At 68.9% G+C, this 20,972-nt stretch carries 22 protein-coding genes, 1 tRNA gene and 3 pseudogenes; 14 read left to right on the top strand and 12 right to left on the bottom strand.

Annotated elements, in window-relative coordinates:
- Positions 1 to 80: 80 nt before the first annotated feature.
- From ABDZ89_RS14560 to ABDZ89_RS14550, 3 genes are all read left to right on the top strand, one after another.
- On the top strand, positions 81 to 215 hold the full coding sequence (locus ABDZ89_RS14560; protein WP_343780319.1) for a hypothetical protein: 135 nt from the start codon (positions 81 to 83) through the stop codon (positions 213 to 215).
- A 94-nt stretch (positions 216 to 309) separates the two neighbouring features.
- Positions 310 to 1,095: a carbonic anhydrase gene (locus ABDZ89_RS14555; RefSeq protein ID WP_343780317.1), complete on the top strand. Its 786-nt coding sequence runs from the start codon at positions 310 to 312 to the stop codon at positions 1,093 to 1,095.
- Positions 1,096 to 1,202: 107 nt separating this feature from the next.
- The gene (locus ABDZ89_RS14550; RefSeq protein ID WP_343780316.1) at positions 1,203 to 2,459 is read left to right on the top strand and encodes an outer membrane protein assembly factor BamB family protein; all 1,257 of its coding nucleotides are present in this window, start codon (positions 1,203 to 1,205) and stop codon (positions 2,457 to 2,459) included.
- A gap of 170 nt (positions 2,460 to 2,629) precedes the next feature.
- On the opposite strand, the gene ndk is transcribed toward ABDZ89_RS14550, so the two are convergent.
- From ndk to rpl7ae, 4 genes are read right to left on the bottom strand one after another with little or no spacing between them, the layout of a single operon-like run.
- On the bottom strand, positions 2,630 to 3,109 hold the full coding sequence (ndk, locus tag ABDZ89_RS14545; RefSeq protein WP_343780315.1) for a nucleoside-diphosphate kinase: 480 nt from the start codon (positions 3,107 to 3,109) through the stop codon (positions 2,630 to 2,632).
- A complete protein-coding gene (locus tag ABDZ89_RS14540) occupies positions 3,106 to 3,300 on the bottom strand; it encodes a 50S ribosomal protein L24e (protein WP_343780314.1) in 195 nt (64 codons plus the stop codon). Before ABDZ89_RS14540 ends, ndk begins: the two co-directional genes overlap by 4 nt.
- A 3-nt stretch (positions 3,301 to 3,303) precedes the next feature.
- Positions 3,304 to 3,528, bottom strand: coding sequence for a 30S ribosomal protein S28e (locus tag ABDZ89_RS14535; RefSeq protein ID WP_343780312.1), 225 nt, complete (start codon positions 3,526 to 3,528; stop codon positions 3,304 to 3,306).
- A gap of 6 nt (positions 3,529 to 3,534) precedes the next feature.
- The gene (gene rpl7ae, locus ABDZ89_RS14530) at positions 3,535 to 3,897 is read right to left on the bottom strand and encodes a 50S ribosomal protein L7Ae (RefSeq protein WP_343780311.1); all 363 of its coding nucleotides are present in this window, start codon (positions 3,895 to 3,897) and stop codon (positions 3,535 to 3,537) included.
- 273 nt (positions 3,898 to 4,170) lie between these two features.
- On the opposite strand from rpl7ae, the gene ABDZ89_RS14525 reads away from it, so the two are divergent.
- Positions 4,171 to 5,604 (top strand): bifunctional metallophosphatase/5'-nucleotidase, encoded by a 1,434-nt coding sequence (locus ABDZ89_RS14525; protein ID WP_343780310.1) that lies wholly within the window; start codon positions 4,171 to 4,173, stop codon positions 5,602 to 5,604.
- A 29-nt stretch (positions 5,605 to 5,633) separates the two neighbouring features.
- Here ABDZ89_RS14525 and ABDZ89_RS14520 read toward each other — a convergent pair whose 3' ends face one another.
- The 4 genes from ABDZ89_RS14520 to ABDZ89_RS14505 all read right to left on the bottom strand — a co-directional run bounded on the left by ABDZ89_RS14520 (position 5,634) and on the right by ABDZ89_RS14505 (position 8,354).
- Positions 5,634 to 6,527, bottom strand: coding sequence for a bifunctional methylenetetrahydrofolate dehydrogenase/methenyltetrahydrofolate cyclohydrolase (locus ABDZ89_RS14520; protein ID WP_343780309.1), 894 nt, complete (start codon positions 6,525 to 6,527; stop codon positions 5,634 to 5,636).
- Between the two features lie 93 nt (positions 6,528 to 6,620).
- Positions 6,621 to 7,397 carry an aldo/keto reductase gene (locus ABDZ89_RS14515; RefSeq protein ID WP_343780308.1) on the bottom strand — a complete coding sequence of 259 codons (777 nt, stop codon included), beginning with the start codon at positions 7,395 to 7,397 and terminating at the stop codon, positions 6,621 to 6,623.
- Between the two features lie 98 nt (positions 7,398 to 7,495).
- Positions 7,496 to 8,179: an HAD family hydrolase gene (locus ABDZ89_RS14510; protein WP_343780307.1), complete on the bottom strand. Its 684-nt coding sequence runs from the start codon at positions 8,177 to 8,179 to the stop codon at positions 7,496 to 7,498.
- A 34-nt stretch (positions 8,180 to 8,213) separates the two neighbouring features.
- Positions 8,214 to 8,354 carry a hypothetical protein gene (locus tag ABDZ89_RS14505; protein WP_343780306.1) on the bottom strand — a complete coding sequence of 47 codons (141 nt, stop codon included), beginning with the start codon at positions 8,352 to 8,354 and terminating at the stop codon, positions 8,214 to 8,216.
- A gap of 126 nt (positions 8,355 to 8,480) precedes the next feature.
- Between ABDZ89_RS14505 and ABDZ89_RS14500 the strand changes: the two genes are divergently transcribed.
- The gene (locus tag ABDZ89_RS14500; RefSeq protein ID WP_343780305.1) at positions 8,481 to 9,620 is read left to right on the top strand and encodes a CBS domain-containing protein; all 1,140 of its coding nucleotides are present in this window, start codon (positions 8,481 to 8,483) and stop codon (positions 9,618 to 9,620) included.
- 151 nt (positions 9,621 to 9,771) lie between these two features.
- Here ABDZ89_RS14500 and radB read toward each other — a convergent pair whose 3' ends face one another.
- Positions 9,772 to 10,479 (bottom strand): DNA repair and recombination protein RadB, encoded by a 708-nt coding sequence (gene radB, locus ABDZ89_RS14495; RefSeq protein ID WP_343780303.1) that lies wholly within the window; start codon positions 10,477 to 10,479, stop codon positions 9,772 to 9,774.
- Positions 10,480 to 10,719: 240 nt separating this feature from the next.
- A complete protein-coding gene (locus ABDZ89_RS14490) occupies positions 10,720 to 10,926 on the bottom strand; it encodes a cold-shock protein (RefSeq protein ID WP_004595330.1) in 207 nt (68 codons plus the stop codon).
- Positions 10,927 to 11,133: 207 nt separating this feature from the next.
- Between ABDZ89_RS14490 and ABDZ89_RS14485 the strand changes: the two genes are divergently transcribed.
- From ABDZ89_RS14485 to ABDZ89_RS14470, 4 genes are all read left to right on the top strand, one after another.
- Entirely contained in the window at positions 11,134 to 11,829 is a 696-nt protein-coding gene (locus ABDZ89_RS14485; RefSeq protein ID WP_343780301.1) for an SCO family protein, read from the top strand.
- Complete coding sequence (locus ABDZ89_RS14480) at positions 11,826 to 12,371, top strand: TlpA family protein disulfide reductase (protein WP_343780299.1); 546 nt, start codon at positions 11,826 to 11,828, stop codon at positions 12,369 to 12,371. Before ABDZ89_RS14485 ends, ABDZ89_RS14480 begins: the two co-directional genes overlap by 4 nt.
- A 36-nt stretch (positions 12,372 to 12,407) precedes the next feature.
- On the top strand, positions 12,408 to 13,073 hold the full coding sequence (locus tag ABDZ89_RS14475; protein ID WP_343780298.1) for a cytochrome c biogenesis protein CcdA: 666 nt from the start codon (positions 12,408 to 12,410) through the stop codon (positions 13,071 to 13,073).
- Between the two features lie 134 nt (positions 13,074 to 13,207).
- Positions 13,208 to 13,861: an AIM24 family protein gene (locus ABDZ89_RS14470; protein WP_343780296.1), complete on the top strand. Its 654-nt coding sequence runs from the start codon at positions 13,208 to 13,210 to the stop codon at positions 13,859 to 13,861.
- Positions 13,862 to 14,086: 225 nt separating this feature from the next.
- Here the strand turns inward: ABDZ89_RS14470 and ABDZ89_RS14465 are convergent.
- A pseudogene (locus tag ABDZ89_RS14465) lies at positions 14,087 to 15,442 on the bottom strand (sodium-dependent transporter).
- A 162-nt stretch (positions 15,443 to 15,604) separates the two neighbouring features.
- Between ABDZ89_RS14465 and ABDZ89_RS14460 the strand changes: the two are divergent.
- Positions 15,605 to 16,993 carry an NAD(P)/FAD-dependent oxidoreductase gene (locus tag ABDZ89_RS14460; RefSeq protein WP_343780295.1) on the top strand — a complete coding sequence of 463 codons (1,389 nt, stop codon included), beginning with the start codon at positions 15,605 to 15,607 and terminating at the stop codon, positions 16,991 to 16,993.
- 42 nt (positions 16,994 to 17,035) lie between these two features.
- Here the strand turns inward: ABDZ89_RS14460 and ABDZ89_RS14455 are convergent, their stop codons facing one another.
- Positions 17,036 to 18,157, bottom strand: a complete 1,122-nt coding sequence (locus ABDZ89_RS14455; RefSeq protein WP_343780294.1) for a M24 family metallopeptidase — start codon at positions 18,155 to 18,157, stop codon at positions 17,036 to 17,038.
- 217 nt (positions 18,158 to 18,374) lie between these two features.
- On the opposite strand from ABDZ89_RS14455, the gene ABDZ89_RS14450 reads away from it, so the two are divergent.
- From ABDZ89_RS14450 to ABDZ89_RS14435, 4 genes and pseudogenes are all read left to right on the top strand, one after another.
- Positions 18,375 to 18,449, top strand: a tRNA-Val gene (locus ABDZ89_RS14450).
- A gap of 402 nt (positions 18,450 to 18,851) precedes the next feature.
- Positions 18,852 to 20,291 carry a lamin tail domain-containing protein gene (locus ABDZ89_RS14445; RefSeq protein WP_343780293.1) on the top strand — a complete coding sequence of 480 codons (1,440 nt, stop codon included), beginning with the start codon at positions 18,852 to 18,854 and terminating at the stop codon, positions 20,289 to 20,291.
- Positions 20,288 to 20,578 (top strand): annotated as a pseudogene (locus ABDZ89_RS14440) (DUF3006 family protein); the annotation flags it as partial. The gene ABDZ89_RS14445 and the pseudogene ABDZ89_RS14440, both read left to right, overlap by 4 nt.
- A 66-nt stretch (positions 20,579 to 20,644) precedes the next feature.
- Positions 20,645 to 20,923, top strand: a pseudogene (locus ABDZ89_RS14435) (helix-turn-helix transcriptional regulator); the annotation flags it as partial.
- Positions 20,924 to 20,972 lie beyond the last annotated feature (49 nt).

The raw sequence follows: 20,972 nt of genomic DNA, 5'->3' as shown, positions 1-20,972 counted from the left end.
CCGGAAACGACCCGGCCCGAGCGCTCGACGGGCCGCGTCCGAGCGAAGCGTTCAAACCCCGCCGCGACGACGCCTCCGACATGGTAAACATGGAAGACTTCGTTCTCAACGAGAACGAGGAGATGCTCGCGCCCGCGGTCGTGGTCGCGACGGTCGCGCTCCTCGCGGTGTTCGTCTTCGGCGTTCTGGTCTCCGTGGTCGGGCTCGTCGCCTGACGCGGACCGACCGTTCCGGCGGCGACACGCGGCAGGCCGGCAGGCCACGCACGCGCCGGGGTCGTTTTTTATTCCCGCGGGGAGTTGCGCGAGTATGGGTCACGATCTACTCGTCGACCTCCTCGGCCGCAACGACGTTCACGTCGCTGCGCTCCGGCCCGACGCCTTCGACCGTCACCAGGAGGGCCAGCGTCCCGGGGTGGTCTCCGTCTGCTGTTCCGACTCGCGCGTCTCTCAAGAGGGGATGTTCGCCGTCGAGGAGCCGGGGTTCCTCTTCACCTCAGGAGCCATCGGGAACAGCGTGAGCACCGTCGTCGACGGGGAGCGCGTCCTCGACGGGAGCGTGGCGTACCCGCTCCGTCACACCCAGACCGAGGTCCTCGCCGTGGTCGGCCACACCGGGTGCGGAGCGATCGGCGCCGCGCTCACGGCCGCTCGGACCGGTGAGTTCCCGCCCGAACCGGGAGTCCGCGCCGACGTCGAGACGCTGCTCCCCATCGTCGAGGCCGGCTTGACGGACCCGAGCGTCGTCGGTGCGGCCGCCGACGGTGAGCGCGACGGAACGAGCGACGGGGACGCGGGTGACGGAACGGGCGACGGGGACGCGGGTGACGGAACGGGCGACGGAGACGCGGCCGATGACGCTTCGGTTCGGGACCGGCTCGTCGAGTACAACGTCCACGAACAGGTCGCGTTCGCCGTCGAGTGCGAGGAGACGGCGGACGCGACCGTCTACGGGTTCGTCTACGACTTCCACGGCGTGTACGGCGACCGCAACGGCACCGTCTACCTCGTCAACGCCGACGGCGAGCGGGACCCCGCGGCGCTGCGGGACCTCGTCGGCGACGCGCACGCCGAGCACGTGGCGACGCTGCTGTAGTCGGCCGCGGTCAGAACGACGCACTCCGCGAGACCGCGCTCCGAGCCAGTCTGTGGGCGGGGCCACATCCGACAACCGTTTCACGGCGACGCCCGAACGTGGATCAAATGGACCGACGCGTCCTGTTCGCGATGCTGATCCTGTTGGCCGGCGGCGCGACCGGCGTCGGCGTCGCGCTGTTCGCGTTCGTCGGCGTCGACGACGCCACCACGGAGGCGACGGTCGTCTGGGAGTCCGAGCCGGCGGCCGGCGACGACGGGAGCGGGGCCGTGATCGCGACCGTCGACGGTGACCCGCTGCTCCTCCGACCCGCCGTCGAGAACGAGTCGCGGGTCGTCCGCGCGACGGTCGCGGGGACCGACGGCGCGGCGTGGACGACGCCGATTTCGGGACCCGACGCGGAACGCGGCGGCGGCGACGCCGCCGGAGGCGACGACGGGAACGCGTCCGAGGGTCCGGTCGCCGTGAGCGGGCTCACCGCGGGAACCCTCGGCGGGGACCCGGTGGTCGCGCTCACCACGGCGCCCGGCACGCTCGTCGTCCTCGATGCGGACGACGGGACGGTGCGGTTCGCGGTCGACCTCGACGGCCCCGGCGGACTCCGGCCCGCGATCGGTGACCTCACCGGGGACGGGAACGCCGAGGTCGCCTCGCTCGCGACCGACGGGACCGTCCGCGTCGTCGACGGCGGGGGAGAGTCGGTCGTCGAGACCTCGCTCCCGGGAGAAGTCACTCGTCGGCCGCTCGTCGTCGAGCCCGACGCAGAGGCGGGCGAACGCGGCGGTCTCGCGGTGTTGACGAACGCGGGGAACCCCGCCACGATCCACATGCTCGACGAGCGCGGCGAGGCGCGCTGGACGACCACGCCGAGCGTCAATCCGCTGAGCTGGAACGCGGCTGACAGCCGGGACGGCCCCGTGATCGCGCTCGGCGGAGCGAACGGGAACATCCAGACCGTCGAGACGAGCGACGGGTCGGGCCGGTACGAGGTCGGACTTCAGGACCTCCCGGTCGAAATCGGCGACGCGGACCCCGGAAACGTGTACGTCGGCGGATCCGGGAGCGTGTGGGCCGTCGACCTCCTCGACGGCGAGGTCGTCTGGAAACAGCAGTACGGCGCGTCGACTCGGATCAACGCGCCGGGCGTCGGCGACGTCGACGGGGACGGCGAACTCGCCCCCGTGGCGGTCAACCGGGACGGAGAGGTGCTCGCGATGACGCAACGCGGCAGGGTGATCGCTCGGGGCGGCCCCGCCGAGGCCGTCGTCTACGGCGGCCCGCTGTTCGCCGACGTCACGGGCGACGGCGGCGACGAGGTGATCGTGGTCACCGACGAGGGGACCGCCTTCGCGATCGACACCTGAGCCGTCGCGAACGGCCCGTTTATCTCTCGGGTTCGATCGGAAAACGGACACGCGCGGGTGATTTTGCGGGCGAGTTCACCGGAAACGAGGTGTGTCGGCAGACCGAGGGCTCGCCGGGCGTCACGGAGCGTACAGCAACCGACAGTCCGAAAAGACGGGGCGCGGCCGCGTCAGTGGTCTTCGTCCTCGTACACCCACGCCGAGGTGTCGAGGTCGTAGTCGACGAGTTCGTCCTCGTCGAAGAACAGGTCGATCTCGCGCTCGTTGGCGCCCTCGTCCTCGTGGTCCGACGCGTGGATCACGTTGTGGCCGAGGTCTAAGCCGAAGTCGCCGCGGATCGTGCCCGGGGCGGACTCGGCGGGGTCGGTCTCGCCGACCATCGCGCGGACCTGTCGAGTCGCGTCCGCGCCCTCCCACACCATCGCGAAGACGGGGCCGGAGGTGATGAACTCGACGAGGCCGTCGAAGAACGGCTTGTCCTCGTGTTCACCGTAGTGGTCTTTCGCGAGCTCCTCGTCCAGCTGGACGAACTTCCCGGCGACGAGCTTGAGCCCGCGGTCCTCGAAGCGAGAGACGATCTCGCCGATGAGACCGCGCTGGACGCCGTCGGGCTTGACCATCACGAAGGTGCGCTCGTCGTGGTGGCTCACTGGTCGTCTCCTCCGGCTCGGTGGCCCTCTTCGGTCCACTCGAGGTCACGGGCCTCGCGCCCGAGGAAGTAGTTCTTCTCCGCCTTCGAGTCGACGAAGTGGAGGATCTGTCCGTCCTTCTTCACGAACATCGTGCCCGTACCGGGCTCGATCTCCTCCCCGCTGTAGTCACAGGTGCGTGTCTCGACCATTGGTTATCGGCCTCCGATGGAGTCGGCGTCGCGCTGGGTCTCCCGTAGCTGGAGCACGTCGCCCAGACGGACGGGACCCAGGACGTTCCGGGTGATGATCCGGCCCTGGTTCGATCCCTCCTGGATGCGGCACTTGACCTGCATGGCCTCGCCGTGCATCCCGGTTTTGCCGACGACCTCGATGACCTCCGCGACCGTCGAGTCGCCGGTGCCCTCTTCTGCGCTCATGGGTGGTTATCGGAGCTCCGCGACCTTCTCGCCGATGTCCTCGACGTCCTCATCGGCGTCGCCGGCGTCGACGACGGCGGCGGCGGCCGAGCCGACTTCGAGGCCGGCGGCCTGACCGACTTCGTCCTGCGTGTCGACGAACACGACGGGGATACCCTTCTCTTCGGCGAGTTCGGGGAGGTGCATGACGATCTCCTCGGGGGAGACGTCTTCGGCGACGACGACGAGGTCGGCGTTACCGCGCTCGACCGCCTTGGTCGTCTCGTTGGTTCCTTTCTTGACGGTACCGGTGTCTCGGGCGACCTCGAGCGCTTCGAGGGATCGCTCCGCGAGGTCTGCTGGGGTGTCGTAGTCTACGTAAACGGGCATGTGTTGTTCACCTATCCTCCGTGCGGGCTCGCGTGCCCGTCCCGTGGTCGGTCCCTAACGGAACGGCACATCATCAACCCCACAGAGGCTGTGCCCCGTGGTAGTCAGGACATCCATAAAAGCGCTTTCAATGTCTCGTGCGTATGCGAGCGCGGCTCACGGAGCGAATTCCGCCCGCGGAACGGCGACCGCAGCGCGCTCGGGGCGAAACCGTCGAACCGAGCCGGACTCCGCGATTTTTAACCGTGGCTCGCCCCTCCGGTCGCGTATCGAATGGTCCGTCTCGTTCACTACTCCGACATCGAGAACGTCTTCGACGCCCCCGAGCGAGCGGCCCGCCTCGCCGGTCGCATTCGGGCGCTCTCGGGCCCGGACGCGGCGGTCGTCGCCTCGGGCGACACGACGGCGCCGGGCGTCCTCTCGCTGGTCGCGACGGGCAGGCAGGTCCTCGACTTCTACGACGCGACCGACACCCGACTCGACACCTTCGGCAACCACGAGTTCGACTACGGCCCGGACGCGCTCCGCGGTCTCGTCGCCGAGGCTTCGGCGACGTTCGTCTCCGCGAACGTTCGTGACGAGGACGGCGACCCGTTCGGTCGCGACGAGGGGGTCGTCTCGTGGGCGGTCCGCGAGGTGTGCGACGAGACCGTCGGGTTCGTCGGCGTCACCGACCCCGCGACCGACTCGCTGAACCCCATGGCGGCCGACCTCTCGTTCGACGACCCGGTCGTCGCCGCGCGCGACGCGCTCGCCGAGATGCGCGCCGCGGCCGCCGGGAGCGGTGACGGCGCGGACGGGGACCACGGGGGCGAGAGCGGCGGGCTCGACCACGCCGTCGTCCTCTCGCACCTCGGTGCGGGCGACGACGACCTCGCCCGGGAACTCGACGCCGACGCGATCCTCGGCGGCCACGTCCACAGCCGCCGGAACGAGACGGTCGCCGGCACGCGGCTGGTTCGCCCCGGAGTCAACGGCGAGGCGGTCAGCGAGGTCGACCTCGGCGACGACCCGCCGACCGCGACGCTCCACGAGCCCGACGGGGCCGCGCCGGCACCCGGGCTGGCGGACGCGCTCGCCGAGCGGATGGCCGCGGCCGATCTCGACGAGGTCGTCGACACGGTGACCGAGCCCATCGAGCGCTCCGGGGACGTGGTTCACGGCGGCGAGTGTCGGGTCGGCAACTTCGTCGCCGACGCGTTCCGGTGGGTCCACGACGCCGACGTCGGGCTCTCTAACGCCGGTGGGATCCGGCAGGGCGACGCGTTCGACGGCGGCGTGACGAAGGCCGACCTGATCAGTCTGATCCCGTTCGAAGAGCCGGTCGCGCTGGTGTCGGTCAGCGGCGCGGAGCTACACGACGTGTTCCGGGAGATGGCCGCCCCGGACGTCGACTTCGGCGAGGACGACTGGTGGCACGGTCACCTCTCGAACGCCCGGGTGGTCTGGGACGACGACGCCGAGCTGATCTTGGAGGCCACCGTCGGCGGCGAGCCGATCGACCCGGACCGGCGCTACACGGTGGCGGTCTCCGAGTACCTCCTCCACTCCGAACACGAGTATCCGACGCTGGCACAGCGGCACCGGATCGACGAGGCCGACATCCAGTACGAGGTGTTAGCGGAGTACGCCCGCGAACGCGGCATCGACCCCGAGATAGAGGGTCGGATCGAGATCCGGAACCGAGCGGTGGGCGACGACGACTGACTCCGGAACGCGACCTCGTTTCCCCGCCGTCAGTCCAGGTCGACCGCGACGTCGTGCTGGATGCCGGCCGCCCGCACCGTGTTGAAGAGCAGCATCGCGCGCGTCATCGGCCCGACGCCGCCGGGGACGGGCGTGATGGCGCCCGCGACGTCCGCCGCCGACTCGTAGTCGACGTCGCCGACCAGCTCGTACCCCTTCTCCGTGTCCGCGTCGACGCGGTTGATCCCCACGTCGATCACGGTCGCGCCCGGTTTGAGCATCGAGCCGTCGACGAACTCCGGAATACCGGCGGCCACGACGACGATGTCGGCGTCCGCGAGCTTCCCCTCCAAGTCCTCGGTGCGGGAGTGACAGACGGTCGTGGTGGCGTTCCCCGTCGGCGACTTCTGGATCAGCAGGTTCGCCATCGGCTTGCCGACGATGTCGGAACGGCCGACGACGACCGCGTCGGCCCCTTCCGTCTCCACGTCGTACGCGTCGAGCAGCTTCTGAACGCCGTGCGGGGTACAGGGCTTGAATCGCGCGTCGCCGGCGACGAGGCGGCCGACGTTCTCCGGGTGGAACCCGTCGACGTCCTTCTCCGGTGCGATCCGCCGGAGGACCGTTCGCTTATCGACGTGGTCCGGCACGGGCATCTGGACGAGCACCCCGTGGACGTCGTCGCGTTCGTTGAGGTCGTCGACGGTCTCGTACAGCTCCTCGGCCGGCGCGTCGGCGTCGATCTCGACGTGGAAGCTCTCGATGCCGACCTCCTCGCAGTCCCGCTGTTTCATCGAGACGTACGTCTCGCTCGCGGGGTCGTCGCTCATCAGGACCGTGGCGAGCCCCGGTTCGACGCCGGCGTCGGACAGTCGGCTCACCTCCTCGGACACCGCGTCGCGCACGTCCGCCGCGACCGCCTCCCCGTCGATGATCTCCGTCATGCGCGGATGTCGGTGTCGCCGGGGTAAAAATCGTCCGGGATCGTGCTTATCGAGTCGATCCGAATCTGATTTCGATCCATTATTTTGGATCGGCTACTCCGGGAACAGCTCCTCCTCGCGTTCGACCGCGTCGATGGCGGCGACCTCCGCGTCGGTCAGTTCCACGCCGGTCGCCGCGAGGTTCGCGCGGAGGTGCGCCTCGCTCGACGCCTTCGGGATCGCCACCACGGGCTCTTTCGCGGTCGCCCACGCGATAGCGACCGCCTCCGGCGTCGCGTCGTGGGCCTCGGCGGCCTCGACGACCGGATCTACCTCGCGGACGCGACCGCCGGCGAGCGGCGAGTAGGCGACGACCGCGTAGCCGTGTTCGCGGGCGTGTTCGAGCAGTTCCGGGCGGTGGAACAGCGGGTGAAGCTCCGTCTGGTGTGCCGCGATCGGCGCGTCGAGGGCGTCGACCGCGCGGTCGAGGTCGCTCGGCTCGAAGTTCGACACGCCGACGCCGCGGACGAGGCCCTCGTCGACGAGTCGGTCGAGCGCCGGGAGCGTCGCGTCGGGGTCGTACTCCCCGCGAGGGCGGTGGACGTAGAGGAGGTCGAGTCGATCGACACCGAGCCGGTCCGCGCTCTCGCGGGCAGCGGGCGAGACCGCGTCGGCCGCGAGGTCGTCGATCCAGAGTTTGGTCGCCACCGTCACGTCCTCGCGATCGAGGTCTCCTCCAGCGAGGCCGGCGGCGAGTCCCTCCCCGACGACCGCCTCGTTGTCGTAGATCCGAGCGGTGTCGAGGTGGCGGTAGCCGACGTCGAGCGCGGTCGCGACCGTGTCGGGATCGTCGATACCCATCGTCCCGAGGCCGATCGGTGGGAGGTTCACGTCCGGATTTCCTCGCGAGACGGACAAAAAATCCCCGTCACGCGGGCCCGAGGGCGCGAGGGGGCACAGAGACCCCCGACCGCCGCCAGACGGCCCACTCAGATCGGGTCGGGGTCGTCGACCGGAGCCCGCCCGCAGATGCTCACGAGGTCGTGGAGGTCGTCGATCTCGTAGGTCGGGTGGCAGGTGAGCTCCGTCGACCGGCGGTGGGGGCGGCGGACGAACGCGGAGTCGATGCCGGCGTTGTCGGCCGCGCGGACGTCCGACTCGTTGTCGCCGACGAACAGCGCCGTCTCGGCGCCGAGGTCTTCGAGGACCCGTTCGAGGTAGTACGGTGAGGGCTTCTTCCGCGAGAGGCTCGCGACCGAGGGCTCGCGGCCGTACACGGCCTCGAAGTGGCCGGTCAGACCGAAGTGGTCGAGGAGCGCGTCGACGGTCGCCTGCTGGTTCGAGGAGACGATGCCGAGCGAGGCGTCCAGCGCGCGGAGGGCGTCGACGTCCTCGTAGGGGGTCTTCTGTCCCTTCCGGGCGGCGGCGATCTGCGCGGCGGCCGCGGTCTCGTCTCTGACTCGCCAGAACTCGGTCGGGTCCAGCCCGTAGCGCTCGCAGATGTCGGTCAGGGTCGCGGGGTCGACGCCGACCGCCACGTCGTCGACGTGGGCGAGGTCAGGATCCTCGACGCCGAGGCTCACGAACGCGTCCCACGCGGCCTCGCGGAGGGTGTCGAACGGCGTCCGGCCGACCAACACCCCGTCGTTGTCGAGGACGACGGCGTCGTACACGCCTTCCCCTGCGTCGGTAGCGGGCAAAAAGGTTTCACACCCCGAACAGCCGGACGAAGAGCCCCGCGAGCAGCAGGAGCGTTCCGACGATCACGCCGACGAAGGGGATGGGGACCGGCAGCGGGATCACGATCAGCGCGACGCCGACCGCGATCAGCGCGGTCGAGAGCTTCATGACGGTACTTCGGCCGACGTGGTGAAATACCTTCAGGCCGATTCCGACTACCGGACGACCACTGCCGGCGCGGGCGACGACCCCCGCACTTTCAATACCCGGCCCGTCGAACGCTTAAACTGGACCATGAACATCGCTGATATCGCAGTGCCTGAATACGTTGAGGTGGACGTTGACGAGCGACTCGCCAAGGTCCGTTCTATCTTCGAGCGAGAGAACCCCAAGGGGATCATCGTCGCAGACGACGGCGAGTACGCCGGCGTCGTCGGTGAGAAACAGCTCATGCGCTCGCGCATGGAGGACGACACGAAGGTGTCGGCCGTCATGAAACCGGCGCCCTCGGTCGACAGACACGAGGACGTCCGCGAGACCGCTCGGCTCCTCGTCGAGGGTGACGTGAAGATCGCTCCCGTCTACGAGGGCGAGAAGCTCTACGGCATCATCACGGTCGACCAGATTCTGGAGGCCGTCCTCGACAGCCTCGACGCGATCACCGTCGGCCAGATCGCGACCGAGGACGTGATCGGGATCAGCGAGAAGGACAGCGTGGGCCGCGCGATCAACCGCCTCCGCGAGAACGGCGTCTCGCGGCTCCCGGTGCTCAACGAGGACGGCGACCTCGTCGGCGTCGTCACGACGAACGACATCGTGGAGTTCGTCGTCCGCGACCACGAGCGACAGGGCAGCGGCGACCGCGCGGGCGACATCGACCGCATGCTCGATATCCCCGTCTACGACATCATGTCGAGCCCGGTCGTCACCGCGACGGAGGACGAGACGGCGCAGGCGGTCGTCGAGCGCATGTTCGACAACGACGTATCTGGGCTGGTCGTCACGCCCGAGGGGGCGGACACCGTGGCCGGCATGGTGACGAAGACCGACGTGTTGCGCGCGCTGACGTTCACCGAGCAGGACTCGATGGACGTCCAGATCACGAACGTCGACCTGCTGGAGGGGACCTCCCGCGAACACATCGTCGAGTCCATCGAGCAGGTCGCGGACAAGTACGCGGCGATGCACGTCATCCACGCGCACGTCCGGCTTCACGCGCACAAGGAGAAGCTCCGCGGCACGCCACTGATCCAGTGTCAGATCCGCCTCCGAACCAACGAGGGACAGGTCGGCGGGTCGGGCGAGGGGTACGGCGCCGAACACGCCTTCCACGTCGCGCTCGACAAGCTGGAACGGAACGTCTTAGAGATCAAAGGCGTCAACGCCGACGAGGAGTACCGCGGCCAGCTCCTGCGGAAGCTCGGCGAGCTGTGAGCCGATAGCGCGTTCGACGGCTCGGATCCCCGCCGAACGCCGACCGCGACCGTATTTTTGATTCCGTTCCGTCGTTCGAAGACCGCCGGGTAGCGCCGCACGTCGCACACAGTCCGACTTATCTGCCGGCTGAACGACTTCGGCCGACAGGCTACCCATCCGCGCCCTCGGCGAGTCCGTCGGCGACGATCCGGAAGGTCGCGGTGTCGCCGGCGGGCTTCGAGCGGTGTTTCTCCAACGTCACCCGACGGTTCCCGCCGCGGAACCGGTCGACGCGGGCGATCGCACCGGTCCAGTGGTTGAGGGTGTTGCCGCCGAGCGCGCGGTCTCGGTCACCCTCGGGGTCGGTGAACACCTGATTGGTGATGACGACCGCGAGGTCGTGACGGCGGGCTAAAGAGAGGAGGTGCGTCACCTGTTTCGCGACCTTGCGGAGCGACTCGCCGCCCTGGGTGTCGCCGGCGCGTTCCAGCCGGTAGAAGCCCGTCGCGGAGTCTAACACGATCAGTTCGACCTCCTCGGCGAGTTCCTCCGCGTCGCGAACGGCCTCGCGCTGGTCGTCGAAGTCGTACGCCTCCGATATCACCAGCCGTGCGGCGAGTTCTTCGAGCGTGTCGCCGCCGTCGCTCCCGTCGAGTCGCCCCTCGGCCATCTGCTCGAACCGGTCGATGGAGAGCCCCTCCGTGTCGATGTAGAGCGCGCGGTCGCCGGCGGCCGCGACTTCGACCGCGGCGGCGAGCGCGAGGTTCGTCTTGCCCGCGGCCGGCGGTCCGTACACCTGCGTGACGACGCCGCGCTCGAAGCCGCCGCCCAACAGCCCGTCGACCGGGGGACAGCCGGTCGGGATCGGATCGCTCACTGGAGGGTCATGGCCCGCGCTCGTATTTAAACGGTCGATCGCGGCGCGGAGCGGGCGACGCGCGCCGGTCGTCGGCTGAAGCGCCGTCGCTCACCAGTTGGAGCGCAGTCGCTCACCGAGGAAGGCGCCGTCGCTCGTCGAGGGGCGATAAGTGTGAAAGAAACGGAGATGGCGTCGATCACGTCGAGCGACGGCCGAAATCCGGTAGTTCGTGCGGACGCGTCGTCCGCGACTCGGGGGTTAGTTGCGGACGAGGTTCGTCGCGCGGGGTCCCTTGGGGGACGATTCGATGTCGAATTCCACTTCCTGACCCTCCTCGAGGTCCGGGCCGCCGACGTCTTCCATGTGGAAGAACACGTCTTCGTCGTCGTCGAGGTCGCCGTCGTCAGTCGAGATGAAACCGTAGCCGCCAGTGTCGTTGAAGAAATCAACCTTACCGTTTGCCATTGCGACTAAACACACTGCCCGTCCGGGCATAACCCTTGCGAGGGTCACGGTACCACGGGGGTTCCGGACGTTCGTCCACCGGGCTGGGTCGGCGTATAGGTGCCTCACGGCCGCTGGAACCGCTCTCCGGGCGCTCCCGGTCGTGTTCACCGCGTGCCATCAGCCGCGGGGTTCATTTACGCGCGACCACGTAGGTCGGACAACGACATGGAACGCCGTCACTTCCTCCGCTCGCTCGCCGCCGCGGGCGCCGCCGCCGGCGCGACCGCCACGGCCGGCTGCGCCGGCGTCATCGGCGATTCCGGTCCCGAGGGAACGGTCCTCGGCCCGCCGGAGCAGACCCGCGGCGATCCGGTCCACCCGATCCAGGGCGACGAGATGCCCGAGTTCACCGTGCCGGATCCGATCTCGGGCGAGGAGATATCGACGGCGCAGTTCGAGGGCGAGCGCGCGTTCCTGTGGACGTCGTTTTACACCAACTGCCCGGACGGCGTCTGTCCGGCGCTGATCCTCCGGCTCCGGCGCGTTCAGGAGGTCGCGGCCGAGGAGGGGTTCGGTGACGAGGCGGCGTTTCTGCCGCTCACGTTCGACCCCGAGCGCGACACCGAGGGGGTGCTCCGCGAGTACGCGAGCCAGCGCGGAGTCGACCTCGACGCCGGCAACTGGCACTTCCTCCGCCCCGAGAGCTACGAGGCGGGCGTGGAGCTGATGGACGAGAACTTCGGGCTCAAGGTCCAGAAGACGGACGGGGAACAGTACGAGAGCTTGGAGTACGCATTCCCGCACTACGGGCTCATCCTTCTCGTCAACAAGCGGGGTATCGTCGAGCGAGCGTACCCGCGCGGGCCGGCAACCGACGTGGAACGGATCGTCGACGACTTCCGACGGGTGATCACGGCGTGAGGCGCCGGCACCTGTTGGCCGGGCTCGCGAGCGCCGGCATTCTCGGCGGCGCCGGAGCCGTCGCGACGGGTGGGGTACCCGAGGCGCTCGGCGGCGGCGATGCCCCCGAGCCGATAGAGCCGGTGACGATCGACGCTATCGACGCACCGGGTAGTCGCGACGGAGAGGTGACGCTCCCGGCGCCTGACCGACCGACGTTCGTCGACTTCTTCGGGACGTGGTGTCCGCCCTGCGCCGAGCAGATGCCCGCCCTTGCGGAGGCCCACGATCGGATCGGCGACGAAGTGCTGTTCGTCTCGGTGACGACGGAACCCGTCGGCGACGGGGTCAGCGAGGAGACGGTGGTCGACTGGTGGCGCGAGAACGACGGCGACTGGGTCGTCGCGGCCGACGTGACGGCCGAACTCGCGTCGCGGTTCCCGATCGGAAGCTACCCGAGCGCGCGCGCCATCGACGCGTCCGGGCGAGTCCGCTGGGCGACTTCCGGGACCCACACCACCGAGGAGTTCGTCGCGGGCATCGAGCGGGCGCTCGACCGATGACGGGGCGATTCTGACGATGGCCCGACGGAGCGACCGATGACGGACGTCTCGCTCGCGACGAACCTCCCGTTCGCGCTCGGTGCGGGCGTTGCGACGTTCTTCTCCCCGTGCGCGTACCCACTGCTGCCCGGGTACGTCGGGTTCTACGTGAACTCCGTCGAGGCCGACTCCGCGTCCGTCTTCGGCGCGGGAGTGCGGGGCATCGCGGCCGCGGTCGGCGTGCTGGCGACGTTCGCGCTGCTCGCCGGCGCCACCGTCCGAATCGGCTACTCGACGCTCTCGAACATCACCGTCTTCGAAACGCTCGTCGGCGGACTGCTCGTCGTTTTCGGCCTGCTCGTCGTCGCCGGTCGGGCGCCCTCGATATCGGTGCCGCTGCCGGAGCGACGCACCGGGATATTCGGGTTTGGGCTGTTCGGCGCGGGGTACGCGCTCGCCGGTGCCGGCTGCGTGGCCCCGGTGTTCCTCGGCGTCGTCGCCCGCGCGATCGCGCTCCCGCCCGAGACGGCATTGCTCATCCTCGGGGTCTACGGCGGCACCGTCGCCGTCCTGATGGCCGCGACCACCGTCGCGACCGGCGTCGGACTCGTCAGTAACGCCAACCGGGTGATGGCCCACGCCGGGCTGTTGAAACGGATCGCGGGCGCCGTGATGGTCGTCGCCGGACTCGGACAGCTGTACCTCTCGCTGGTCGTGTACTGAGACCGAAACCGCACGGCGAGACCCGACGCCGTCGCGCGGCGGGCCGCGAAACGAACCCTTGCGTCTCCCGTACCTTCTTAACCGATAGCGCGGAATCTCCGCACAGCCGAACCGAAGGGTTCGGTCCCCGTACTATGAACCTAGACCAGTTCACCGCCGAGAACGCACCGACGGACAGCGCGGAACCGTTCCAACGCGAGAACAGCTACACCTTAGACGTCGAGGTCGCCGGCACCGTCATGGCGAAGGCCGGCTCGATGGTGGCGTACACGGGCGACGTCTCGTTCACCGGGAAGGCCTCCGCCGAGGGGGGCATCACCGGCTTCCTCAAGGAGGCCGCCACCGGCGAGGGCACGCCGATCATGGCCGTCGAGGGCGACGGACACGTCTACTTCGCCGACGACGGCAAGAAGGTACAGGTGATCGAACTCGGTGCCGGCGAGTCGATCACGGTCAACGGCGAGGACGTGCTCGCGTTCGAGGAGTCGCTCTCGTACGAGATCAACACGATCGACAGCCTCGCCGGCGCGCTCGCCGGCGGATTCAGCAACGTCTACCTCGAAGGCCCGGGCTACGTCGCGCTCACCACGCACGGCGATCCGATCGTCTTGGAGCCGCCGGTGGCGACCGACCCCGGGGCGACCGTCGCGTGGGGCGGCACCTCGCCGGACGTCGAGGTCAACCGGAGCCTCTCGGACATGATCGGTCAGGAGTCGGGCGAGCGGTACCAGATGCGGTTCGACGGCGACGGGTTCGTCGTGGTCCAGCCGCGCGAGGAACACGCCTGAAATCGGATCGCTCCGGCGGAGGATAACCGACCGACTCGACCCCGAGTGCTCGGACGAGAATCCGACCGAGAACCCCGGCACCGACACCGAAGACGACGCGGAGGCGGGCCCGATCGGTCGGGTCAAGCCGGCGGCCGCGGACGCCGCCGGCCTCGTCGCCGACGTCGTCGTCGAACTCCTGTAAGTCGCGTTCCGGATCGGACCGGGGTAACCCGCGGGCGGTGCCTATCTCGCCGCCAGCCAGTCGGCGAAGTCGCCGGTGAGGAAGCCGACGTAGTCGACGACGCCGAGGTACAGTACGACGACCACGACGATCAGGATCGGGATTCGGACGGCCCAGATCCACGCGGCGTCGAGGCCGCCGACGTCCCCGAGCCCGTTCCGGAGTTCCTCGCGGCCGACGTCCGGAATCACCCAGCCGACGAACAGCGCGAGCAGCAGCGAGCCGAGGACGAGCAGGATCCCGTCCGCGAGCCCGTCGTACAGGCCGAGGAAGATGGAGTCGATCGTGACCGGCACGCCGAGCAGGAACACCGCGGCGCCCAGCGCGGCCGACGCCGGAACGCGGGCGACGCCGATCTCGTCGATCAGGTACGAGACCAGCACCTCGAGGATGCTGATCGCGGAAGAGAGCGCCGCGATCCCGACCATCCCGAAGAAGACGACGCCGAGGATGCGACCGCCGGGAATGCCCGCGAACGCCGTGGTGAGGCTGACGAAGATCGCCCCGGGGCCGCCGGACCCCGGCTCGATCCCGACGGAGAAGAGGGCCGGGAAGACGACGAAGCCGACCAGGACCGCGACGAGCGTGTCGAGCGTCGCGATGATGCCGGCGTCGGCCGCGAGGTTCCGGTCCTCGCCGAGGTAGGAGGCGTAGGTGATCATCACGCCCATCCCGAGCGAGAGGGTGAAGAACGCCTGCCCGGCGGCCGCCGGCAGTATCTCGGTCCAGTTCGCGGCGATCGTTCCGAAGTCGGGCGAGAGGTAGTACGCGTACGCCGCGCTCGCACCCTCGAGCGTGAACCCGTAGGCGGCCAGCCCTAAGAGTAGGACGAGGATGGCGGGGACCATCACCTTCACGCTCAGTTCGATGCCGCGCCTGACGCCGGCGGCGATAATCCCGACGACGAGCAGCATGAAGGCGGCGTGAAACAGGAGCGTGTCGATCCCCGTCGAGACCGTGCCGAACAGCGCCTCCGCCGCCGCCGGGTCGCTGCGCGTGAACCCCTCGGTGATCCCGATGAGCGTGTACCGGAGGAACCAGCCAGCGACCACGCTGTAGTACGAGAGGATGACGAAGCCGGTGACGACGAACAGCCACCCCGCGTACGACCAGACTCACGTGCCCAGTTCGCGCAGCGCGCCGACCGGGTTCCGTTCCGTCCGTCGTCCGATGACGAACTCGACGAGAATCGCCGGGAACCCGATCAGCGCGACGAACGCGAGGTACGTTATCAGAAACGAAGACCCGCCGTACTGGCCGGTGATGAAGGGGAACCGCCAGATGTTCCCGAGCCCGACCGCGCTGCCGACCGCGGCGAGGATGAATCCCGCTCGCGTCGCCCATGTCTCGCGTGCCATTGGTGTCGGAGAGACTCCCCGGTCCGTGTAAAAGCGTGTCTCTCTGCCTCCGTATCAGATACCGAACGATAGTGAACGATCGGTGCCCCTTCGCCGCCAGAGAGACGTGCGAACACCGTCGTGGACCGTGAATTTAATAGCCGGACGGCAACCTCACGAGATATGGAACGCGTAGACGTCGCGATCGTGGGCGGCGGGCCGGCCGGATCGTCCGCTGCGCACGCGGCCGCGACCGACGGAGCGGACGCCCTCGTCATCGAGAAGGGGGTCCCTCGGGCCGACCGCGACGGACTCGGTCCCGACTCGACCGACGCGGCCGGTATCTTGGACTACTGGGTGGACATCATGGGAATCCACCCCGACGAGTTCGACGACGGAGTGATCCAACGCGAGTTGAACCGCGCCGAGTTCCGCGGCCCCGAGTCGGGGGCGACGCTCACGTCGACCGGCATCGACTCCTCGTACGACAAGTTCGGGTACACCTTCCAGCGCGCGCGCTTCGACGACTGGCTCCGCGAGCGCGCCGAGGAGGCCGGCGCCGAGTACCGCGTGGGGACCTCGGTCCGCGGCGTCGACACCGACCTCTCCGTGACGCCCGACGAGGACGACCCGCGCCACGTCCTCGAACTCGCGGACGGCGGCGAGGTCGGCGCCGACTTCGTCGTGCTCGCCGACGGGCCGCAACGCACCGTGACCAACCGGGTCCTCGACGAGTACCTGCCCGCCGACGCGTCCGCCTCCGAACGGTTGGCCTCGCGGACGGCGAACCACATCGCCTATCAGGAGTACCGGCGCGTCCCGGAGGCCGTCTTCGAGGAGGTGAAAGACGCGATCGTCTTCTGGTGGGGCGTGATGCCGGGCGAGACCGCGTACCCGTGGATCTTTCCGAACGCTGACCGCGTCTGTCGGGTCGGGCTCACGATGCCGATCGGCCTCGACATCGGCGAGGTGGACGCGTCGGAGTACGCGCTGCTCGAAGCCGACGACGAGTCGATCCCGCAGGGCGGCGAGTACGTGAAACGGCTCTTGGAGTGGCAGTACGGCGACGAGTACGACATCGAGGAGGACTTCCCGCTGGTCGAGGGGGCCGGCAAGCGGAAGGGGACGGAGACGTACCCCATCTCGTCGACGCGGCCGATCGACTCGCCGGTGAACGCCGGGGTCGCGGTCGCGGGCGGCGCGATGGGGACCACCTCGGCGTTCCACGAGGGAGGCGACCACGTCGCGGTCCGCACGGGCGCCATCGCGGGCGAACTCGCCGCGGAGGGCGACCTGGCCTCGTACAACCGACGCTGGAAGGAGGCGATCGGCGACGAGGCCGTCCGCAACGTGACGATGGCCGACATGGTCGCCGACTACGGTCCGGACGACTGGGACCGAGTCATCGGCGCGGCCGACGCGATGCTCGCCGCCGACGCGAGCGGCGGCCTGCTGTCGCAGCCGTACCGCTCCGGCTGGGAGTCGGCGAAGCTCCTGCTCGGCTACAAGTGGAACAAGCGCCGGGTCAAGAAGGATTACGTCGGCATCGACGAGAGCGAGTACGTGTACTGACGCGCGGTCGTCCGCGTCAACGCGGTCTGTGAGTCGGTTCGGCTACCGGATGACCGGCGCCGCCAACTCGACCGGATCGTCGTCGATCCCCGCGACGGCGACCGGCTCCACCTCGTGGGTCGGCCACCGACCAGTCTTCGTGAGCCGCTCCGTCAGGTCGGACGCGACGAGGTGGGTCTCCTCGCTTTTCGTTCCCTGAACCGTCGGATTCCACGCGTAGCCCATGGGCCGTCGGACCGGTTCGTCGCTCGTGGGCGTCGCGATCCACTCCCGGCCCGCGAACCCGGCCGCACCGCCCTGATGGTGCTGCTCCCACTCGTCCGCGAAGCCGACGGCGTCGTACGCCTCTCGGACCGCCGCGAACACGTCGCCGGCGGTGTCGGGCCCGTCGCGGTCGGAGAGGTCGCCGGCCGCCGCGGCCTCGGTGGCGCGGAGCGCGGTCGCCTCGACGCGCGCCGCGGCTCGGTGTCGCTTCTCGAACCAGTCAGGCGCGTCGAAGGCGACGGTTCGCGTCATCGAGGCGTACAGCCCGGCGCGCTCGGCGGTGACGGAGACGAGCGCGTAGTCGCCGAGGGCCGCGTCGGTCGGCGTGTAGTGGCGGTACGATTCCGCGCGTTCGGCCCCGCCGACGAGGACGACCGGCGTGTCCACGTCGCGGGAGGCGAGCGAGATGTCGATGCCGGCGGCGACCTCGTACTCGGGGTCGTCGGGTTCGAGGTTCCGGCAGACGGTCTCGACGGCGGCGGCGACCTCGCGGCCCAGTTCGCGGTACCGCTCGACGTCGTCGTCGGTGAGCGGCTGCCGGAGTCGGCTCCCGTCGACGCGCTCGAAGCCGGGTACGTCGAAGTCGGCGGCCGCGGGCGAGGCCGACCGCTCGGCGACCGCCGCGGCGAGCGAGTCGGCGTGCCACGGGAACGACTCGACCGCGAACGCGTCCGGGAGCTCCTCGTCGGCGAGCCGGTCCGCCTCGATGTTGTCGGTTATCACGCGCAGTTCGCCGTCGTAGCCCGCCGCGGCGACGCCGATGTCGGCATCGGCGTCGACGACGTTGTCGCCGCCGGTGAGCCACGCGAACCCGTTGGGGCGCGCGAACCAGACCGCTTCGAGCCCGCGGTCCGCCAGGTACGCGTCGAGCCTGTCGGTACGGGCGGCAAGGTCGACCATACCGACGAATTCACGCCGAATCAGTAAAACCGGTCGGAACCGCGACGGTGCGCGGACGTTGGTTCGACGGCGGTCGACGGGCCGAAGTCCTCACACTCTCGGAATCGTCGCCGCGCCGTCGTCCGATCGAGGCCCGCGACGGCGCCGGTGGGCGGTCCGAAACGAAAGGTTCAATTACGTTCCACGGAAACGACGAAATGCGTCAGTAAGCCCCTGCGGGTTGGTAGTCTAGTCCGGTTATGACACCTCCTTGACATGGAGGAGGCCGGCGGTTCAAATCCGCCCCAACCCATTTTCATCGACACCGAAACCGTGAGCGACAGCGAGCGCTCCGTGTCGACAGAACGGTGTCGCGGGTTCGAACCCAGTGGAGGAGCGGAGCGGAGTCCTCGCGGTTCAAATCCGCCCCGAGCCACCTTTGAGATTTCGCGACTTCGGTAGCATCGCTCACGGGATATCGGTCTGTTAACGGCGCGTGCTGGGTGGCCACTGAGGCGGCGCCGCGGGACCGGTTCTGAGTAGCATCGCGGCTCAGACACCTGCGCTGCGTGTCAGGCACAGCACTCGATAATCGATTGCGGCTCGACTCCTTGCCGTCTGGCGCTTTCCCGATCCCGCGAGGCGGTTCCGGGTCCTCTGATGCGGATAGTTAACAGATACGTACCTCTTTGCCTGTGTAGAATATTAACGAGACATGAAACGAACGGGCGGTGCGTTCAAGATCCTCTTGGTAGTGGGGATCGTCTTCCTCGCGGGTTGTGCCGGTACGGTGCCCGCCGAACAGGCACCGGAGGGACCGGACACGGTCGACGAGGGAACCGTTGAGACCGCGAGCGGCACCGTCGAGGTCCATTACATCAACGTCGGGCAGTCAGTCAGTACGCTCGTCGTCGGACCCGAGGGCGAGACGATGCTCGTCGACACCGGTCACTACAACGACGACGGCGAGTACGTGTTGGAGTACCTCCGGCGACACGATGTCACCCGGATCGGCCACCTCGTCACCTCGCACAACGACGCGGACCACATCGGCGGCAACGCGGCGATCATCGAGTACTACGAGACGGAAGCCGAGGGGATCGGCGCCGTCTACGACCCCGGAATCGCCGCGAGTACGCAGACGTACGGCGAGTACCTCGACGCGATCGAGGAGCACGACGTGACGCTGTACGAGACGCGAGAGGGCGACGCGATCTCGTTCGGTGAGGTCGACGTCGACGTGCTCGGGCCGCCCGAACCGTACCTCGAAAACGCGGCGCGCAACGAGAACAGCATCGTGCTCAGGCTCACACACGGCGAGACGAGCTTCCTGCTGTCCGGCGACGCCGAAGACGACCAGGAAGAGTACCTGATCGATACGTACGGCGCCGAGTTGGGGTCGACGGTGCTGAAGGCCGGCCACCACGGTTCGTCGAGCTCGTCGAGCGGGCCGTTCATCGACGCGGTAGCGCCGCAGGCGGTCGTCGTGTCGAGCGCGTACGACTCGCAGTACGGACACCCGACCGAGGAGGTCCTCCAGCGCTTCGCGGACCGGTCGATCCCGACGTACTGGACCGCCACGCACGGGAACGTCGTCCTCGTGAGCGACGGGAACGGCGTCTCCGTACGGACGCAACGCGACGCGCCCACCGACCCGCTGGCGCTCCGCGACGCCGAGCCGATCGAACCGGGCACGAGCGGCGAGGTCGTCGAACGCATGCGACTCGGCAGTGACCCGGTCGACGGCGGTTCCGGAGGCGGGACTGACGACGGCGGCGACGACACCGACGAGGAGAACGAGACGACGTCGGCCGACCCGGCCGCGGCGCTGGAGGTCGCGGCGATCAACGCGGACGCCGAGGGCGACGACGGCGAGAACCTCAACGACGAGTACGTCGTCTTCGAGAACGCGGGCGAGGAACCGATCGACCTGTCCGGGTGGACCGTCGAAGACGAGGCGGCACACGGCTACGCGTTCCCGCAGGGGTTCACGCTCGACGCGGGCGCGACGGTGACGCTCCGGACGGGGAGCGGCACGGACACCGACAGCGAACTGTACTGGGGGTCCGGGTCGCCGATCTGGAACAACGCCGGCGACACGGTGATACTCTCGAACGCCGACGGGGAACACGTCCTCGAGGTGAGCTACGAGTGACCGATATCGAGCTTCCCGACGGCGAGTACACCGCGGTCGTCGACAACGTCGAGGACGGGCTCGCGACCGTGTTCTTCGAGCGCGACGGCGAGGAGGTGGGGAACGCGGTGCTGGACGCCTCGCGGCTCCCGTCGGACGGACGGCACGCGGACGCGATTCTCTCGGTGAGGCTCAGTGGCGGGCGCATCGAGTCTGCCTCGTACAAACCCGAGCAGACTGAGAGCCGAAAAGAGGCGGCACAGAATCGGTTCGATCGGCTCTCGAAGCGGCCGCCGTCTGACGAGGAGAGGAAGACGAGATTTTCGGATGAATCGGCGTTCGGCTACGTCTTCGTCGATGACGGCGACGAGCCGAGCGGACTCGCCGACCTCACCGCGTTCCAACGCGACCTCCTCTGGGCGCTCTCCCGCGAGAACGCCCGCAAGGGCCTCGCGCTGAAGACGGACGTCGCGGACTACTACGGCGAGGAGATCAACCACAGCCGCCTCTACCAGATCCTCGACGCGCTCGTCGAGCGCGACCTCGTCGCCAAGGCGGCGCCCGACAGGCGCACCAACGAGTGCGGCCTCAGCGAGGCGGCCCGCCGCGAGCTCGAAGCGCGCCGCGCATGGGAGGCCGGGGGCGAAGCGTGAGAGTCGCCCGCAGCGACCGTTAGATGCGAAGTTTCTTTTACGTCACCCC

Origin of the sequence: Halorubrum ejinorense (genome assembly GCF_039522565.1) — an archaeon.
Lineage (GTDB): Archaea > Halobacteriota > Halobacteria > Halobacteriales > Haloferacaceae > Halorubrum > Halorubrum ejinorense.
Note: the sequence above shows the minus strand (reverse complement) of the source record. Positions and strands in the feature narration are given on the sequence as shown.

What these genes read in the sequence shown, in the direction of transcription:
- ABDZ89_RS14560 (WP_343780319.1), top strand. Translation starts at nt 81, where the DNA reads ATGGTAAACATGGAAGACTTCGTTCTCAACGAGAACGAGGAGATGCTC.
- ABDZ89_RS14555 (WP_343780317.1), top strand. Translation starts at nt 310, where the DNA reads ATGGGTCACGATCTACTCGTCGACCTCCTCGGCCGCAACGACGTTCAC.
- ABDZ89_RS14550 (WP_343780316.1), top strand. Translation starts at nt 1,203, where the DNA reads ATGGACCGACGCGTCCTGTTCGCGATGCTGATCCTGTTGGCCGGCGGC.
- ABDZ89_RS14540 (WP_343780314.1), bottom strand. Translation starts at nt 3,300, where the DNA reads ATGGTCGAGACACGCACCTGTGACTACAGCGGGGAGGAGATCGAGCCC.
- ABDZ89_RS14535 (WP_343780312.1), bottom strand. Translation starts at nt 3,528, where the DNA reads ATGAGCGCAGAAGAGGGCACCGGCGACTCGACGGTCGCGGAGGTCATC.
- rpl7ae (WP_343780311.1), bottom strand. Translation starts at nt 3,897, where the DNA reads ATGCCCGTTTACGTAGACTACGACACCCCAGCAGACCTCGCGGAGCGA.
- ABDZ89_RS14525 (WP_343780310.1), top strand. Translation starts at nt 4,171, where the DNA reads ATGGTCCGTCTCGTTCACTACTCCGACATCGAGAACGTCTTCGACGCC.
- ABDZ89_RS14520 (WP_343780309.1), bottom strand. Translation starts at nt 6,527, where the DNA reads ATGACGGAGATCATCGACGGGGAGGCGGTCGCGGCGGACGTGCGCGAC.
- ABDZ89_RS14505 (WP_343780306.1), bottom strand. Translation starts at nt 8,354, where the DNA reads ATGAAGCTCTCGACCGCGCTGATCGCGGTCGGCGTCGCGCTGATCGTG.
- ABDZ89_RS14500 (WP_343780305.1), top strand. Translation starts at nt 8,481, where the DNA reads ATGAACATCGCTGATATCGCAGTGCCTGAATACGTTGAGGTGGACGTT.
- ABDZ89_RS14490 (WP_004595330.1), bottom strand. Translation starts at nt 10,926, where the DNA reads ATGGCAAACGGTAAGGTTGATTTCTTCAACGACACTGGCGGCTACGGT.
- ABDZ89_RS14485 (WP_343780301.1), top strand. Translation starts at nt 11,134, where the DNA reads ATGGAACGCCGTCACTTCCTCCGCTCGCTCGCCGCCGCGGGCGCCGCC.
- ABDZ89_RS14475 (WP_343780298.1), top strand. Translation starts at nt 12,408, where the DNA reads ATGACGGACGTCTCGCTCGCGACGAACCTCCCGTTCGCGCTCGGTGCG.
- ABDZ89_RS14470 (WP_343780296.1), top strand. Translation starts at nt 13,208, where the DNA reads ATGAACCTAGACCAGTTCACCGCCGAGAACGCACCGACGGACAGCGCG.
- ABDZ89_RS14460 (WP_343780295.1), top strand. Translation starts at nt 15,605, where the DNA reads ATGGAACGCGTAGACGTCGCGATCGTGGGCGGCGGGCCGGCCGGATCG.
- ABDZ89_RS14455 (WP_343780294.1), bottom strand. Translation starts at nt 18,157, where the DNA reads ATGGTCGACCTTGCCGCCCGTACCGACAGGCTCGACGCGTACCTGGCG.
- ABDZ89_RS14445 (WP_343780293.1), top strand. Translation starts at nt 18,852, where the DNA reads ATGAAACGAACGGGCGGTGCGTTCAAGATCCTCTTGGTAGTGGGGATC.